Source organism: Bacillus bingmayongensis (assembly GCF_000299035.1).
Lineage (GTDB): Bacteria > Bacillota > Bacilli > Bacillales > Bacillaceae_G > Bacillus_A > Bacillus_A bingmayongensis.
In genome coordinates, this window is sequence record NZ_JH921518.1 from 604,178 (window position 1) to 619,647 (window position 15,470).

16 protein-coding genes and 2 riboswitches are annotated in these 15,470 nt (G+C 36.2%); of the genes, 2 read left to right on the plus strand and 14 right to left on the minus strand.

Going from position 1 to position 15,470, the window contains the following annotated elements; translation table 11 throughout:
• Nucleotides 1-251: 251 nt before the first annotated feature.
• The 11 genes from Y7E_RS0117650 to Y7E_RS0117700 all read right to left on the minus strand — a co-directional run bounded on the left by Y7E_RS0117650 (nt 252) and on the right by Y7E_RS0117700 (nt 9,630).
• A complete protein-coding gene (locus tag Y7E_RS0117650; protein ID WP_017152593.1) occupies nt 252-869 on the minus strand; it encodes an NAD(P)-binding protein in 618 nt (205 codons plus the stop codon).
• Nucleotides 844-1,596, minus strand: coding sequence for a sirohydrochlorin chelatase (locus Y7E_RS0117655; RefSeq protein ID WP_017152594.1), 753 nt, complete (start codon nt 1,594-1,596; stop codon nt 844-846). Before Y7E_RS0117655 ends, Y7E_RS0117650 begins: the two co-directional genes overlap by 26 nt.
• Nucleotide 1,597: 1 nt before the next feature.
• Entirely contained in the window at nt 1,598-2,374 is a 777-nt protein-coding gene (gene cobA / locus Y7E_RS0117660) for a uroporphyrinogen-III C-methyltransferase (protein ID WP_017152595.1), read from the minus strand.
• A gap of 221 nt (nt 2,375-2,595) precedes the next feature.
• Nucleotides 2,596-2,808, minus strand: coding sequence for a DUF3906 family protein (locus Y7E_RS0117665; RefSeq protein ID WP_017152596.1), 213 nt, complete (start codon nt 2,806-2,808; stop codon nt 2,596-2,598).
• 11 nt (nt 2,809-2,819) lie between these two features.
• Complete coding sequence (locus tag Y7E_RS0117670; RefSeq protein WP_017152597.1) at nt 2,820-4,442, minus strand: nitrite/sulfite reductase; 1,623 nt, start codon at nt 4,440-4,442, stop codon at nt 2,820-2,822.
• 11 nt (nt 4,443-4,453) lie between these two features.
• The gene (gene cysC / locus Y7E_RS0117675; protein ID WP_017152598.1) at nt 4,454-5,047 is read right to left on the minus strand and encodes an adenylyl-sulfate kinase; all 594 of its coding nucleotides are present in this window, start codon (nt 5,045-5,047) and stop codon (nt 4,454-4,456) included.
• A 12-nt stretch (nt 5,048-5,059) separates the two neighbouring features.
• Nucleotides 5,060-6,196, minus strand: coding sequence for a sulfate adenylyltransferase (gene sat, locus Y7E_RS0117680; protein ID WP_017152599.1), 1,137 nt, complete (start codon nt 6,194-6,196; stop codon nt 5,060-5,062).
• A gap of 45 nt (nt 6,197-6,241) precedes the next feature.
• Nucleotides 6,242-6,946 carry a phosphoadenylyl-sulfate reductase gene (locus Y7E_RS0117685; RefSeq protein ID WP_017152600.1) on the minus strand — a complete coding sequence of 235 codons (705 nt, stop codon included), beginning with the start codon at nt 6,944-6,946 and terminating at the stop codon, nt 6,242-6,244.
• An 84-nt stretch (nt 6,947-7,030) separates the two neighbouring features.
• Entirely contained in the window at nt 7,031-7,174 is a 144-nt protein-coding gene (locus Y7E_RS31010; protein ID WP_003196202.1) for a YezD family protein, read from the minus strand.
• A gap of 68 nt (nt 7,175-7,242) precedes the next feature.
• A riboswitch (SAM riboswitch) is annotated at nt 7,243-7,350 on the minus strand.
• A gap of 114 nt (nt 7,351-7,464) precedes the next feature.
• A complete protein-coding gene (gene lysA, locus Y7E_RS0117695; RefSeq protein ID WP_017152601.1) occupies nt 7,465-8,781 on the minus strand; it encodes a diaminopimelate decarboxylase in 1,317 nt (438 codons plus the stop codon).
• Between the two features lie 182 nt (nt 8,782-8,963).
• Nucleotides 8,964-9,146: riboswitch (Lysine riboswitch) on the minus strand.
• A gap of 88 nt (nt 9,147-9,234) precedes the next feature.
• Entirely contained in the window at nt 9,235-9,630 is a 396-nt protein-coding gene (locus tag Y7E_RS0117700; RefSeq protein ID WP_017152602.1) for a DUF3888 domain-containing protein, read from the minus strand.
• 207 nt (nt 9,631-9,837) lie between these two features.
• Here Y7E_RS0117700 and Y7E_RS0117705 point away from each other — a divergent pair, with 207 nt between their 5' ends.
• Nucleotides 9,838-11,724, plus strand: a complete 1,887-nt coding sequence (locus tag Y7E_RS0117705) for an LTA synthase family protein (protein ID WP_017152603.1) — start codon at nt 9,838-9,840, stop codon at nt 11,722-11,724.
• A 623-nt stretch (nt 11,725-12,347) separates the two neighbouring features.
• Complete coding sequence (gene pssA / locus Y7E_RS0117710; protein WP_026049256.1) at nt 12,348-13,055, plus strand: CDP-diacylglycerol--serine O-phosphatidyltransferase; 708 nt, start codon at nt 12,348-12,350, stop codon at nt 13,053-13,055.
• A 31-nt stretch (nt 13,056-13,086) separates the two neighbouring features.
• Here pssA and Y7E_RS0117715 read toward each other — a convergent pair whose 3' ends face one another.
• The 3 genes from Y7E_RS0117715 to Y7E_RS0117725 form a co-directional block, all read right to left on the minus strand.
• Entirely contained in the window at nt 13,087-14,058 is a 972-nt protein-coding gene (locus Y7E_RS0117715) for an NAD(P)-dependent oxidoreductase (RefSeq protein WP_017152605.1), read from the minus strand.
• A 149-nt stretch (nt 14,059-14,207) separates the two neighbouring features.
• On the minus strand, nt 14,208-14,372 hold the full coding sequence (locus Y7E_RS31015) for a DUF4025 domain-containing protein (RefSeq protein ID WP_017152606.1): 165 nt from the start codon (nt 14,370-14,372) through the stop codon (nt 14,208-14,210).
• A 69-nt stretch (nt 14,373-14,441) separates the two neighbouring features.
• Nucleotides 14,442-15,464, minus strand: a complete 1,023-nt coding sequence (locus Y7E_RS0117725) for a histidinol phosphate phosphatase domain-containing protein (protein ID WP_017152607.1) — start codon at nt 15,462-15,464, stop codon at nt 14,442-14,444.
• Nucleotides 15,465-15,470 lie beyond the last annotated feature (6 nt).

Here is a 15,470-nt window from a genome sequence, read left to right on the forward strand (position 1 = left end):
CATCAGTGAGATGTTCTTCATCCCCACTGATGAAAAACCCTCATCAATCGAGCTTTTGCGGGATAAATCCATTTTAATTTCCCCATATATAAATCGCTGCTATGAAAACCAAAAGATCGCCTGTTCTCGTTTTCTCACTTTGTTTTTACTTAGCATGGGGCACACTTCTACGCATGATCGGATACTCTCTTCCACCTAAAAAGAAAGGTTTATCTCGTTTTTTTATTTATATTTTCAGCAATACGTGTATTCTATTCTACACATAGCCTTTCATCTAACTCTTGTAAAAACCTTTCCCTTTTCTGCTGATTTTGAATATATTCAAGCTTCAACACTTCTTGTAATAAAATATTCTGTCTTCTTTTTTCTAGAGACAATTTCTTCACTTTCATTCTCACTTCATATAAAAAATCAAGGTAATCTTCATACACCTCATCGTATTTCGCCGCAATATCATCCCGAATTTTTTTCGCAAGTTTTGGACTTGCACCTCCAGTAGAAACGGCAACATTGAGCCTCCCTCGATGAATAGCTGCCGGAAAATGAACATTTCCGCTTTCGGGGTTAGTAATTACATTAACAAGCTGGTTTACTGCCGCATCTTGTGCAATATGTTCATTTAATATTGCATCACTTGTAGCTGCTACTACTAAAAACGCGCCTTCTAGATCACCTTTTTCATAGTCTTTTTGAAACCAACGAATATGTCTCGATTCTACAAGTTTTACTAAGCTCGCATCTAATGCACGACTCACTACAATTACATTTGCCCCTGCTTTTAGTAAAGGAGCGATTTTAAATGATGCCACTTTTCCACCACCAATGACAACAACACGTTTTTTTTCAATTCGTACTGTAAGTGGATACACACTCATCTCCCCTTAATATTTCTTCCGTTCTCTGAATTAGCATCTCTTGAAACATACGATTTTTCCCTAAATAAGGACTTACATATATATTTGTAGAATGGTATCCACGCACTTCCTTCTCAATATGTTTCATTAATAGACCCGTAAATAATAAATAAGGTAGAATGACAACATTCTCCTCATTTCGTTCTACAATTTCTTTTAATTCCCCCTCAAATCGAGGCTCTGCTGCGGCTAAATAACATACTTCTACCTTTCTAACTTTCTCCTCTTTTTCAAACAGAGAAGCAATACGCTTCATATCTTGTAACGTCTCAGGATCACTACTCCCCCTTGCAACTAGCAATAAAGTCACTTCACTTTCATACTCTTTAATGCCACTTCCCTCATACGTAGCCGATACAAGTGATTCCGAAACACCAAACGGATTTCCGTAAGTAATTGCAATGTAAGGAAATTTATTTTGCATTTTTTTTAATTCATTTGGGATATCTTCTTTCACATGCCCTGCTGCTAATAAAAAGACAGGAACAACGACAATTTCTGTTGCTCCTCTTCTTACGCAATTAACAAATCCTTCTGAAATAACAGGCTGTGCTAACTCTAAAAAACACAGTTCTTGAATAGGAGCTGATACACGGTTCATACAAGAAGAAACAAAACCTATCGCTTCTTCTTTTGCCTCTTTCAGCCTACTTCCATGACATATATATAACACAGCTTTCATTTTATAGCGCTCCGCTTACTGGATACGTAATGTCAGCTTGTTGTTCAAACCAATGGATTTTTTCACGAAAACGAACAACTTCCCCGATTACAATCATACTCGGATTTTGGATCTGCGCTTTTTCAGCAATCGTTACAATTGTCCCTAGCGTTCCTGTAATGGTTCGCTGAGATGATGTAGTTCCCCATTCTACAATAGCAACTGGCGTATCTTCCCCTTTTCCATGTTTCAAAAGCTGTTCACATATATAAGGAAGATTACTTACTCCCATATAAACAGCAAGCGTGTCGACACCTTTCGCTAAGTTTTCCCACTTCACTTCTTCTTCAGCACCATCTTTTCGGTGCCCTGTCACAACAGCAAAACTTGCGCTCGCATCTCGGTGTGTTACAGGAATACCCGCATATGCCGAAGCAGCTATCCCTGCTGTAATGCCAGGCACAATTTCAAACGGAATACCATGCTTCGCTAACGCTTCTGCTTCTTCACCACCTCTTCCGAATACAAATGGATCCCCGCCTTTTAATCGCGTTACGATTTTTCCTTTCTTTGCATATTTAACAAGAAAGGCGTGAATGGTTTCTTGTTTCATCGTATGATAGTTTGGCAATTTCCCACAATATATTAAGTCAGCATCTGGCTTTGCATAAGAAAGTAATTCTTTATTTACAAGTCGATCATATAAAATAACATCCGCCCGCTCGATACACTTTACTCCTTTTACAGAAATTAAATCTGGATCTCCCGGTCCTGCCCCAACAATATACACCTTTCCCATCATCTCTCCTCATTTCTACTATAAAGTGAAACTTCCATCAGTGAAAAGTTTCATCCCCCACTGATGGCTAGCCCTACAAATCGGGCACTAACGGGCAGTTAGCTTCTTTGATTTCCTAAAACCTTAAATTGAGGTTATTACTGCCCGTTAGTGCGGGGTAAAGTGAAACTTCCATTCCTATTACGAATGGAAGTTTCTATTCAAATCAGTGTCATTTTGTATTACAACGTTTCCTGCTCATGAATGACAAATGCTGCACCTTTTCGAATCTTCTTTTTTTCATATAGAGAGATTTCCTTCACTTCTGGCAGCGGTAAAAAATACTTCTCTAATTCTACCTCAACAAGTCTAAATGCCTGTTCCTCACTTTGTGCAACAACTACTACAGGAACAACATCATTTGCCAATACTGCTTCAAAACGATACAAATCCATATTGCTCCCTCCTAAGATGCAATCACTTCTTCTAAAATATGATTCAATGCTGCTTGTAAATCTTCTACTCCAACGCGTTCTACAAACTCATAAAATGTTTCAGCTGGCAGTTTCTGCTCTTTAAAGTATGTTAAAAACGATACAAGAACATTCGGAAGATCTTCTCCATCAATTTTCCCTTTTAATTTTTGGTTATAGACACCACCATCTAATAACGTACCACCTACATAAATTTCAAACGCTTCAACAATTCCTTTTTCTTTCGTTTTTAATTTCACTCCTTGCAAACCAATGTCCGCAATTTGTCTTTGTCCACATGAATTTGGACATCCTACCATATGAATGCGAACGGGAACATCTAGAACAAGCTGTGTATCTAAATAATCTGCAATATTACGTAGCCTTTCTTTTGTTTCTACTAATGCAAGGTTACAATACTCAATACCTGTGCATGATACTGCATATCCTATAAAAGATTTTGGACTTGCAGAAATAGTTTCAAATAAAGGCTCTTTTAACAGCCCTTCTATATTTTCTTCCGGAACATTCGGAATAATGAAGTTTTGTGAGTTACATGTGCGAATTTCACCATTCCCATACTGTTTCGCAATTCTAGCAATTTCAAAGAACTCTTCAGAGTGTAAACGCCCAACCGGTACATTAAAGCCCACATATGATAAATCACCTTGTTTTTGCTTATGAACACCGTAGAAATAACCCGCATTCCATCCTTTCAAAGCATCCTTTCCTTTATCATGTAAAGGCTCTGTATATTCTAATAATTTTTCTTTAAATTTTTCCGCACCCCAATCGGCAACTAAAAATTTCAAACGTGCTAAATGTCGCTTTTCACGATATCCGAAATCACGGAAAACTGTAGCTATTGCAATTGCTACCGACTTCACTTGCTCAGGAAGAATAAATAAATCTAACTCCTGCGCTAAATACGGACGGGCAGATAATCCACCGCCTACTCGCAGATGAAATCCTTCCACGGTTTTTCCATCAATCTCTTTTGTAGCCGGAGTAAAGGCAGCACAGTTAATTTCAGCATTTGCTGCATTATATACGTTTGTGCTAATTGACATTTTAAACTTTCGAGGCAAATTCGAAAATTCGTCATTATGTTGGAAGAACTCATATACCTCTTTTACAATTGGTGCTGTATCAAATAATTCATCACCATCAATACCAGCGAGAGGGTTCCCAATAATATTTCTTGTAATATCACCACAAGCTCCGGCTGTTGATAATCCTACTTTTTCTAAGCGGTTAAAAATATCTGGTATTTGACCAATTTCAAGCCAATGGAATTGAATCGCCTGTCTTGTAGTAATATCAAGAACATCACGACCATAATCTTCCGCAATCGAAGCCAATACCTCCACTTGTTCATTCGTTAAAATACCAGAAGGAATATTAACGCGCATCATAAAATACCCTGCTTCTTTTGGGCGCTGTAAATATAACCCCGCCCATTTAAAGGAATCCCACTCTTCTTTCGGAATAGAATCAAATCCATTTTCAGCATAATACGGAATCGCTTTAAAGATTTCCAATCCATCTTTTTCTAATTTCTTCTTCTCTGTAGCATTTAACTTTTCATTGTTTGCCCACACTTTTTCATAACTCATTTTTATTCCCCCTATATAAAGCTACGCTCTTGTAAGTAACCGATAATTTGTTCTGCACATTGTTCGATTGAATAAATATGTGTTTCTACCACTGCTTCTGCCTCTACAGGTTTTTCATATGGCGAATCAATACCGGTAAATTGCTTAATATCGCCTTGTCTCGCTTTTTTATAAAGTCCTTTTGGATCACGTTTCTCACATTCTTCTATTGGACACTTTACAAACACTTCGATAAATTCATTTTTTTCGAGAATATCTCTTACTTGTTGGCGATCCACTCGAAATGGAGAAATAAATGCTGTTAGTACAATTGTCCCTTGATCTACAAATAACTTCGCCACTTCACCAATCCGGCGAATATTTTCTGTCCGATCACTTTCGGAAAATCCTAAATCTTTATTTAAACCATGACGAATATTATCGCCATCTAGTACATAATTCCCAATATTTTTTTCGAACAATTTTCGGGCAACCGCATTTGCTACTGTTGATTTTCCAGAAGCTGATAATCCTGTGAACCAAAGTACAAAACTGTGGTGACCACTTTTCTTTCGTCTTTCCTCTTTTGAAACAGATGCTGTATGCCAAGTTATATTTACGTCCATCCTACTCTCTCCTTATTTTGTAACGACTTCTTTTTGTAAACCACGAATTAATATTTCTACAACTTCTTTACGGCTAAATTCACTTGGTGGAATTTCTCCATTTCGCAACATTTCTCTTACTTTCGTCCCTGATAAAATAACATGCTCTTCTTTACCATGCGGACATGTTTTCGTAGAAGCCATCGCTTCACATTTTGTACAGTAAAAACTATGCTCAAAGAAGAGTGGTGTAATCCCTAACTCTTCTACTGTAAAATTCGTAAAAATCTCTTGTGCTTCGTACGTACCGTAATAATTACCTACCCCAGCATGATCACGTCCCACGATGAAGTGTGTACAGCCAAAGTTTTTTCTAACCAGCGCGTGAAATATCGCTTCACGTGGCCCCGCATAACGCATTGCTGCTGGAAAAACACTTAAAAAGACACGATCACTTGGATAATAATTTTTCAAAAGCACTTCATAACTTTCCATACGTACATCAGCCGGAATATCATCTGATTTCGTTTCACCAACGAGCGGATTTAAAAATAAGCCATCTACAATTTCCAGTGCAGACTTTTGAATATATTCATGCGCACGATGAACAGGATTTCTCGTTTGAAACCCCACCACTGTTTTCCAGCCACGTTTCGCAAATTCGGCACGTGTTTCACTTGGATCTAAATGATAAGAATCAAACTTATCATTTTCAAAACGCTTCACAAGCGTAATTGTTCCCCCAACATAAATATTTGGCCTGTCATATAACTTTTTCACACCTGGATGGACAGTATCAGCCGTTTTATAAACAAGCAATGCTTCCTTTTCCTTATCCGGTGTAAAAATATCTTCTATTTGAATAACACCATACGTGATTCCTTCTTTGACAAGACGAACCTCTTCACCAATTTGAAGTTGTTCTGCCTGCTCCTCGGTTATTGGTAGTGTAATAGGTATACTCCATACATCACCGCTTACTAAACGCATTTTTTCTATAACAGATTGATAATCTTTCTCCTTTAAAAAGCCAGTAAGTGGGCTATAACCACCTGTTGCAAGAAGCTCTAAGTCACTTAAAGAAATTTTGTCCAATTCAATTTCTTTTGCAATACCTTTTGTTTCACATGTTTCATCAACACGATTTACTAATTCATTTGTTTCATTCATCTTCCTGTACGCCTCTTTCACATATATTTAAAATCAATCATGACCTTATTGATAATGAAGGCCACATTCCGTTTTCATCTTTCCAGCCCATCGTCCGTCTCTTGAATCTCCACCTTCTCCCACAGGCAACGTACATTTTTCACACCCTATACTTGGGTAACCGACGTCGTGCAATGGATTGTAAGGTAAACCATGCTTATATACGTAACGCCATACTTCCTTCCACGTCCAATGAATAAGTGGACAAATTTTAATAGATTTGAAGCGATGGTCTTGATTGATAAACCTTGTATGTTTCCGCGTTTCAGATTGTTCCCTTCTTAGCCCTGATATCCACGCTTTTCCATTCAATAAAGATTCTTCAAGCGGTAAAATTTTTCTTAATTTACAACAGAGGTTTGGATTATGCTCCCACAGCTTATCGCCATGCTTTTTTGCTTGCTCTTCAAGCGTAAGCGATGGTTGCTTTTCAATAATTTCGAGATCCGGAAACCTTTCGCGCACTCGTTTAATTAAATCGTATGTTTCTTGAAAATGAACGTTTGTATCTAAAAATACAACTTTCGCAGATGGATTTACTTGGTTTATAAGATGTAACAAAACCATTCCCTCTACACCAAAGCTACATGCATATACAATTTCACTCTCATAATGTTTATAGGCCCACTCTAATACTTGTAACGCTCCTTTTGTTTCATCTTCCTCAGAAAAAGAAACGAAATCCTCTTTCCACATTTCATACGTCAGCATGTTTTTCCCCCTGTAACGCAAAAAGACGGTTTTAATCTAATAAAATAGATTAAAACCGCCTCTAGTTTTTCTAGTCAGCGCTTTTTACTTTAAGCGTACTTTTTCACTTTTCTCAAGCTGAATCACTTTTCCATCTTGCACAACAATTGTAATAGAACCATATTTCATATCCGCAAGCATCGTTTGAATTTTCTCAGCTACTTCGTCAAAATGTCCACGCACTCCCACGAACAGCCCCCCTTTTTATTCATAAAAAAATCTTTTCCATTTCGAAAAGACTGTTCGGTAATATATTTACCTTATCTTTCAAAATGGATGCCATTTTGCTGGACTTAGCACCTTGCTTCTATAAGCAGGTTGCTGAGCTTCGTAGGGCCAGTTCCCTCCGCTTCTCTTGATAAGCTTTGTATTTGTATTTTATCATAATTCTGATTTTTTTCAATCCTAGTTTTCCGATATATTTTATATTTTTTATTTTTTTAAAAGGAGTTGCTCCATTTGAACAACTCCTTTTAGCATTATACAAGCTCTTTTATACGTATGCGATCGTTCCCAATTATGTTTTCATATGTTTCTCGTTCAACAACCACTTGTGATGTTCCACCTTTTGCAAATACTACAGCCGGTCTGCGAATACGATTGTAATTATTCGCCATAGAATATCCATATGCTCCGGTACAAGAGATCGCTAACAAATCTGCTGAAGCAACTTGCGGCAGTTTTATATCCCAAATAAGCATATCCCCACTCTCACAACACTTTCCAGCAATCGAAACAACTTCTTCAGCCTCTTCTTTTCCTCGATTTGCTAACATTGCCTCATAACGCGCTCCATATAAAGCTGGTCTTAAATTATCTGTCATTCCCCCATCGACTGACACATATTTACGAATACCCGGAATATCTTTTACAGCTCCCACTGTATAAATTGTTGTTCCTGCATCCCCAACAATACTACGCCCTGGTTCAATCCATATTTCTGGAAGAGGATAATTATTTCGTGTAAATTGGTCTCTCACTGCCTCGGTTACAGCATGCACATATGTTTCAAGTGTAAGTGGTGTATCTGCTTCCGTATAGCGAATTCCAAAACCTCCGCCGACGTTTAACACTGTTACAACATAACCAGTCTGTTCTCTTATCTCTTCTAAAAAGTTATGCAATACTTCGATCGCCCGAACAAATCCTGCTGTTTCAAAAATTTGTGATCCAATATGTGAATGAATACCTAACACATTATAATTTGATTTCTCTAACGCTATTTGAATCGCCTGCATTGCCTGGCCGGTAGAAACTCCAAAACCGAATTTCGAATCATCTTGCCCTGTTGTAATATATTCATGTGTATGCGCTTCTACTCCAGGTGTAACTCGGATTAATATATTTACAATTTTTCCATACTGCTGTGCTAAGTCATGTAATATTTCCATTTCAAAGAAATTATCTACCACAAAGCAGCCAATATCTGCTTGCAGCGCCATTATAATCTCTTCTTCCGTTTTATTATTACCATGAAAATGAATGCGTGATGCAGGAAAACCAGCTTGCAAAGCAGTGTACAATTCGCCTCCAGAAACAACATCTAAAGACATATTTTCTTCACGAGCTACTCGGCACATCTCCATGCACAAGAACGCTTTACTTGCATACGCTACTTGGTAAGAGAACCCACTTTCCTGGAAAGCACGATGAAATGCGCGACATTTCTCCCGAATAGAAGCTTCATCGTATACGTAAAGTGGTGTTCCATATTGTTTAGCTAGCTGCGTTGTATCGCAGCCTCCAATTTCTAAGTGTCCTTGCTCATTGATTCGGCTTGTGCCGTGTAAATACATTTGAATTCCTCCCTTATTTCCTCTAAAACTCATAACCCCAATCTTCTTCTATTCATTGCAGCGCGTTTTTAGATAAACAAAAAACGCGCGGAACAATGTTCACACGCGTTTCTTATTAGGAATAATGTATCATGAAAAAATAAACGAGTTGTTATCTTCTCAAATAAGAAACCGCATCAACATCTCCAAATAGCTCTCCATAAAATAAAATCTTATGACAGTACTACATTTATTCAATGTAGTCCCAATATATGAATGACGTGGTCACTCTTATATTTCGGCAATAGTCCCTTTCAATCTATGATCACGGATTCCACTAAATCTCCCATAGCTTACTCTTTCCTATCGCGGCCTCTACCTTTGAGAGTAGATGAGGTAAGTCTATTTAATTTTCAAACATCTTATGTTGGTATTAACAATACCAAACGAATAAATTATTTGTCAAACAATTTTTCACATTGTTTTTTTACAATTTAATTTCGTATCATTTGGCAAGCGCTTTATATCTATTTTTTTCACAGTCCATTCTCCTTCATCATTATCAAACGTAATTTTTATTTTTTCAAATGGCGGAAGCACTTTCCCACCTATGCCTGCTTCATATTTCGTCACTTCAATTACAGCTTGAAATAAATATGTACCACTATACAATTTTTTTAAACTAACAATCTTCGGACATTCATACGGTTTTTGTTTCCCATAATGCTTCTGAATCGCTACATTTATTTGTGGAAACAAAACGGAATAAAGAGCATCTTCTAATAACGGCGCATCATATTGTGCAGTAAAAACTGTAGGAGTGGAAAAGAATAAAAAACCACTACATATGAAACAAAATAACTTTTTCATCATAACCTCCGTATCAAAATGCGATATGGTTATTGTCTCCGTTTTCTTTTTTTCTAACCAATTCTTATAAAAATCATCCACAATTCTATTTTGTTTTCGTATAATAGTACATAAAGATAAACGACTGTTCGTATATATAAAGTGAAACTTCTATCATTAGAAATACAATCACTAGAACCGTCACTTATAGTAGGAGAGGAGTATATTATGCTACAACATTTGTTTCCAAAATTACGATTTGCACTTGTTGCAGTCGTTTTATTATGGATAAAAACATATATTGTGTACAAGCTAGCCTTTGATATTAAAATTGATAGCTTCTTCGAAGAAATGATGCTATTGTTTAATCCAATTGCTTCATTGCTTTTATTTTTTGGTCTAGCTTTATTAGCATCAAAATATCGAAATCGAATTATTATTGGAATCAGCTTTTTACTGTCATTTATTTTATTTGGAAACGCGATGTTTTATGGGTTTTATAATGACTTTGTCACATTCCCTGTTCTATTCCAAACCAATAACATGGCTGATTTAGGAACAAGTATTAAAGAACTATTTACGTACAAAACATTACTTCTATTTGCGGATGCAATTATTCTAATGTTTATTTCACGTAAGTTCCCAAACTTTTGTGATAACACGCCACTATCTCGTTCTGAAAAACGGAGCTTTTTTGGTGGTATAACAGCTCTATTAGCATTACAAATTATTGTTTCGGTCGTTCATAAGCCACAATTGTTTTCACGTTCTTTTGATCGTCAAACCGTTGTGAAAAATCTAGGTTTATACACGTATCATCTATTTGACATTACACTTCAATCTAAATCTTCTGCAGAGCGTGTATTCGCAAGTGGAGACGGTTTTTCTGAAATTAAGAACTACGTGAATTCAAAAGATACACAAGCTGATAAAAGCTTATTTGGAGTTGCAAAAGGAAAAAATGTCATTCTAATTTCAATGGAATCAACACAAAATTTTGTTATCAACAAAAAAATCAACGGAAAAGAAATTACTCCATTTTTAAATCAGTTTATAAAAGATAGTTATTACTTCGATAACTTTTATCATCAAACTGGACAAGGAAAAACATCCGATGCTGAATTTATTGTAGAAAATTCATTATATCCATTAGACCGTGGCTCTGTATTCTTTACACATACAAACAATGAATACACAGCAACTCCTGAGTTGTTAAAAAAATATGGATACTATTCCGCCGTCTTTCATTCGAATGATAAAACCTTTTGGAATCGGGATATCATGTATCCAGCACTCGGATACGATCGTTACTTTAACTTAAAGGATTATATAGGAACAGAACAAATGTCTGTTGGTTGGGGGTTAAAAGATAAAGAGTTCTTTGAACAATCGATCTCAAAACTTAAATCTTTACCAAAACCGTTTTATACAAAATTTATTACATTAACAAATCATTTCCCGTTTCTTTTAAATCCAGAAGATCAATATATTAGTGAGTATAATTCTGAGAGCGGTGTACTAAATCGTTATTTCCCAACCGTTCGTTATACAGATGAAGCTCTTAAACTATTTATCAATCGATTAAAAGAAGAGGGTTTATACGATAATTCAGTTATTGTTATTTACGGAGATCATTACGGAATTTCTGAAAATCATAATGCTGCTATGGCACAATTTCTCGGTAAGGAATCCATAACTCCATTTGATTCGATGCAGTTGCAACGTGTACCACTTATTATTCACGTTCCTGGTCAAGAAGGAAAAGTCATTTCAAAAGTATCTGGACAAATCGATATAAAACCAACATTACTTCATTTACTTGGTATCAAAACAAACCAATCTATTGAATTTGGTACTGATTTATTTACCAAAAATGAACAAACACTTATGATTATGCGTGATGGTAGTTTCGTAACAAACGATTATGTTTATACAAAAAATATGTGCTATAAAAAAAGCACAGGTGAACTGATTGATTCAACGATTTGCCAGCCGTATATTGAAAAAGCGAAAACAGAATTAAATTATTCTGATAAACTTATCTATGGAGATTTATTACGATTTGATCCTAACAATAAATACAAAACGGGAACAATGATAACTAAATTTGAATAACCTTAAAAGCACCCTCGGATAACAATTTGAGGGTGCTTCTTTCTTAGCTAAATCTTTACCATTTCATAAACATGGTAACTTTATTATATGAATACAAATTTAAAAACTGACATAAAACCCAATCTTTATGTGGGAGAGCGCATCCGGCTATGCATAGAAGCGGTCAGCTCCTTTTTTAGCCCCATGCCGAATGAAAACAAAGGGAGAAAATGAGTGGAGATCTGTTTTTGTTGTCATAGCAGTGATTTTTATATGTTAAAAATCAAAAAACTGATAGAAACCCTTTCTTTTTAGGTGGGAGAGAGTATCCGACCATGTATAGAAGCGATCAGCTCCTTTTCCTGCCCCACGCCAAGTGAAAACAAAGAGAGAAGGCGAGTGCAGGCCACCTTTTGTTATTCATAGCCGCAGCTTAGATGACGAAAAATCAAAATGGATTTATACAGCTTCTCACTTCAAAGGTCCAATAGAAATAAAGAAGCTAAGCACTGGATAAACTATTCGTGAAATCTTTCATGAAATGGGAATTTTTTCGTACGTGGAAAGAAATTTATGTTATGATAAAAAAAGTAAACTTTCATACACTAATTAAGAATTTATTACAGAAAGCAAGGGATCAGATTTTGTATAGAGCAGCAATTCCAAACTTATTTACGCTCGGAAATTTATACAGTGGATTTTTATCAATCGGCTATGCATCTTTAGGGTATTATAAACCAGCTGCTATTTTAGTACTAATCGGGATGATGTTAGATAGTCTTGATGGCCGGCTAGCTCGTTTATTGCGTGTTGATTCACAAATGGGGAAAGAACTTGATTCACTAGCAGATGTTGTAACATTTGGAGCTGCGCCTGCAGTTTTAATGTACTACACTTCCTTTTCCAATTATGGAATTATCGGACTATACATAGCAGGACTATTCCCTCTGTTCGGAGCATATCGCTTAGCGCGCTTCAATGTAACGCCTTCATCTACTTCTATGAAGTATTTCACTGGTGTTCCTATTACTGCAGCAGGAGGACTCGTTGCCTTCTTAACACTATTTTCACATACCATTCCAAAAATTGTCCTCATTACGGTATTTGTAACGTTTGCATTTTTAATGGTAAGTCGTATTCGTATCCCAAGTTTAAAAGATGTACCAATTCCACGATACAGTATTATTGTTACACTCTTTTTAATCGGAATTATTTATACAATGTATAAAACAAGCTTTGGCAATATTTCAGTATTTCTGTTCATTGCCATCCCACTTTATATTTTGTATATGTTATCTCAATTTATTAGGCAAAGACCTTCTCATAAAAAACGAGCAAATAAAGAAAAATAAAGAGACACCTTCCAAGCCGGAAGGTGTCTCTTTATTTTGTAACTAATTCCTTTTGATTCACAGGCGTTAATGCTTCTTTTCCTTCTAACACAGCTAAAATGTTACGTACTGCCATTTCAGCCATGGCATCACGTGTTTCAAACGTTGCATTTCCAACATGCGGAGTAAGGACAACATTTTTCAATCCCTTTAATCTCTCTGTAATTTTCGGTTCAAACTCAAATACATCAAGAGCCGCCCCTTCAATTTCATTTGTCTCTAACGCATGAGCAAGCGCTAGTTCATTCATAATTGGACCACGCGCTGCATTTACAATATATGCTGTTTTCTTCATCATTTTAAATTGTTCTTCATCAATCATATGATGGAGACTTGGATTATACGCACAGTTAATCGTAACAAAATCTGCTGTTTGTAACAGTTCTTCTAACGTTACATACGTTGCTTCCAATTCGTTTTCTGCCTCTAGCTTACGATTTGGACCTGTGTAAATAATATTCATTCCAAATGCTTTTGCACGTTTGGCAACTGCTTTTCCAATTTCCCCAAGACCGATAATTCCAATTGTCTTTCCATATACTTCTCGACCAAGGAAAAAGAGTGGTGCCCAGCCATTAAATCCCACTGTACGACATAATGTATCTCCTTCTGGAATTCGTCTTGCCGCAGCTAAAAGAAGAGCAAATGTTAATTCTGCCGTTGCTTCTGTTGAAACTTTCGGTGTATTTGTAACTGTAATTCCTTTTTCTGCTGCATACATGTAATCGATGTTATCGTAACCCGCACCATAATTAGCAATGACTTCCAAATTAGGTGCTGCATCAATTACCTCTTTTGTTACCTTTGTAGAAAGTAAGCTTAGCAGTGCGTCTTTATCCTTCACACGTTTTACTAATTCTTCGCTACTAATTAATTCTTCTTTGTCATACATTTCTATTTCATGATTTTGTAATAACTGTAATCCGATTTTTGGAATATTTCCTGCTACTAATACTTTTGCCATTACTAAGCACCTCTTCTATTAAAAAATAGGAATTTCCTTATATTATATTGTAAGAAATCTAAGTTAAAAAAGCCAAGGAATTTGATTACAGTTCTAAAAACTGACACTTTTTCTCATAAGAAAAAGGGAGATGGAGATCTCCCTTTTCCTTATTGTTCTTCACTAGATTGTTTTCCAAGCTTTGCATCAATCGTTCCTTCTGCTACCGTATCACTAATTTGTTCTTGGATTACAGAGTTGACTTCCTCGTTTGTTTGAGAAGTATAACTTTGATTCGTCACTTTCATGTTCTGTTTGTTATTTTGTTTTGCCATTTAAAACCCTCCTTTATCATTCTTTCTTATTTTGAACAAAAAGAAAGGTTTTCATCACAAAATCATTTTTCAATTTGAAACAGTTGCTGATTCTTTTTCAAGCAGCTGCATCTTCCTCACCCGTTTTTCAAATGTAGCTACATGAGAGATACCATGATTACGTAATGTTTTCACATTTTCCTCGGCATAATTTCCTAAATCATTTGGATAATGAGCATCTGATGAAAGAGTGATTGGTACTTTATGCTTTGCTAAAACTTGTAAATAAAGCGGACTTGGACACATTTCTCGAACAGGATAACGATAATATAACCCAGCATTTACCTCCGTTGCTGTATTTGTTTCTAGTAATACCTTAGCAATTCTTTCGTAATATGGAACCTGCACATTTTCATCTAATCGATAATTAAACACTTTTATATTATCAAGATGAGCTACAATATCAAATACCCTGGAACGAATTGCTTTTTCGACCGTCGCAAAAAACGTATCATATAATGCATGTAACTCATGATTTTCAAAATATTCTTTCGTATCAGGGTTATCAAATCCCCAGCCATTAATAAAATGGACAGAACCTATCACGTAATCCCAATCTCCTAATGCCAATAAATTTTCTAGCTCTCGCTCGCCACCAATAAAATAATCAGCCTCAATTCCAAGACGCAGTACTACTCCTCGTTTTCTCCAGCGCTCCTTTGCCTCTTGGATCGCCTTTGTAAAATCGTAAATCGATGCTACCCGCACTTGATCTAACCATTCTTTCTGCAAACGCCCGAGCTTTGATTCACTAATATCTACATATTTCTCGTAATACTCCTTTGCCTCATAAAAGCGATAGAGATGATCAACAATACCGACTTCTTTTATCCCTTTTCGCAGCGCTTCTTCTAAATAGAAATCAATCCACTCTACTGTAAATGGCCCTTCCTGCACTCTTTTTTGCAAGCGTTCTTGTGTTTTCATGAGCCATTTAATAGAATTCTTTTTCTCTTTGAGCGGTTGATAATATTCTAGCGCTTCATTTATTCTCGCCAACCACCGTATTGAATACGGGCCTTCCTCTAAATGAAGGTGATAATCCACTTTCATAGTTTC

Coding starts and splice junctions, on each gene's coding strand:
- Y7E_RS0117705 (WP_017152603.1), top strand. CDS start 9,838: ATGCTACAACATTTGTTTCCAAAATTACGATTTGCACTTGTTGCAGTC.
- Y7E_RS0117655 (WP_017152594.1), bottom strand. CDS start 1,596: ATGAAAGCTGTGTTATATATATGTCATGGAAGTAGGCTGAAAGAGGCA.
- Y7E_RS0117685 (WP_017152600.1), bottom strand. CDS start 6,946: ATGCTGACGTATGAAATGTGGAAAGAGGATTTCGTTTCTTTTTCTGAG.
- Y7E_RS0117725 (WP_017152607.1), bottom strand. CDS start 15,464: ATGAAAGTGGATTATCACCTTCATTTAGAGGAAGGCCCGTATTCAATA.
- Y7E_RS31015 (WP_017152606.1), bottom strand. CDS start 14,372: ATGGCAAAACAAAATAACAAACAGAACATGAAAGTGACGAATCAAAGT.
- Y7E_RS0117665 (WP_017152596.1), bottom strand. CDS start 2,808: ATGGATTTGTATCGTTTTGAAGCAGTATTGGCAAATGATGTTGTTCCT.
- lysA (WP_017152601.1), bottom strand. CDS start 8,781: ATGTATTTACACGGCACAAGCCGAATCAATGAGCAAGGACACTTAGAA.
- Y7E_RS0117700 (WP_017152602.1), bottom strand. CDS start 9,630: ATGAAAAAGTTATTTTGTTTCATATGTAGTGGTTTTTTATTCTTTTCC.
- cysC (WP_017152598.1), bottom strand. CDS start 5,047: ATGGACGTAAATATAACTTGGCATACAGCATCTGTTTCAAAAGAGGAA.
- Y7E_RS0117715 (WP_017152605.1), bottom strand. CDS start 14,058: ATGGCAAAAGTATTAGTAGCAGGAAATATTCCAAAAATCGGATTACAG.
- cobA (WP_017152595.1), bottom strand. CDS start 2,374: ATGGGAAAGGTGTATATTGTTGGGGCAGGACCGGGAGATCCAGATTTA.
- Y7E_RS0117670 (WP_017152597.1), bottom strand. CDS start 4,442: ATGAGTTATGAAAAAGTGTGGGCAAACAATGAAAAGTTAAATGCTACA.
- sat (WP_017152599.1), bottom strand. CDS start 6,196: ATGAATGAAACAAATGAATTAGTAAATCGTGTTGATGAAACATGTGAA.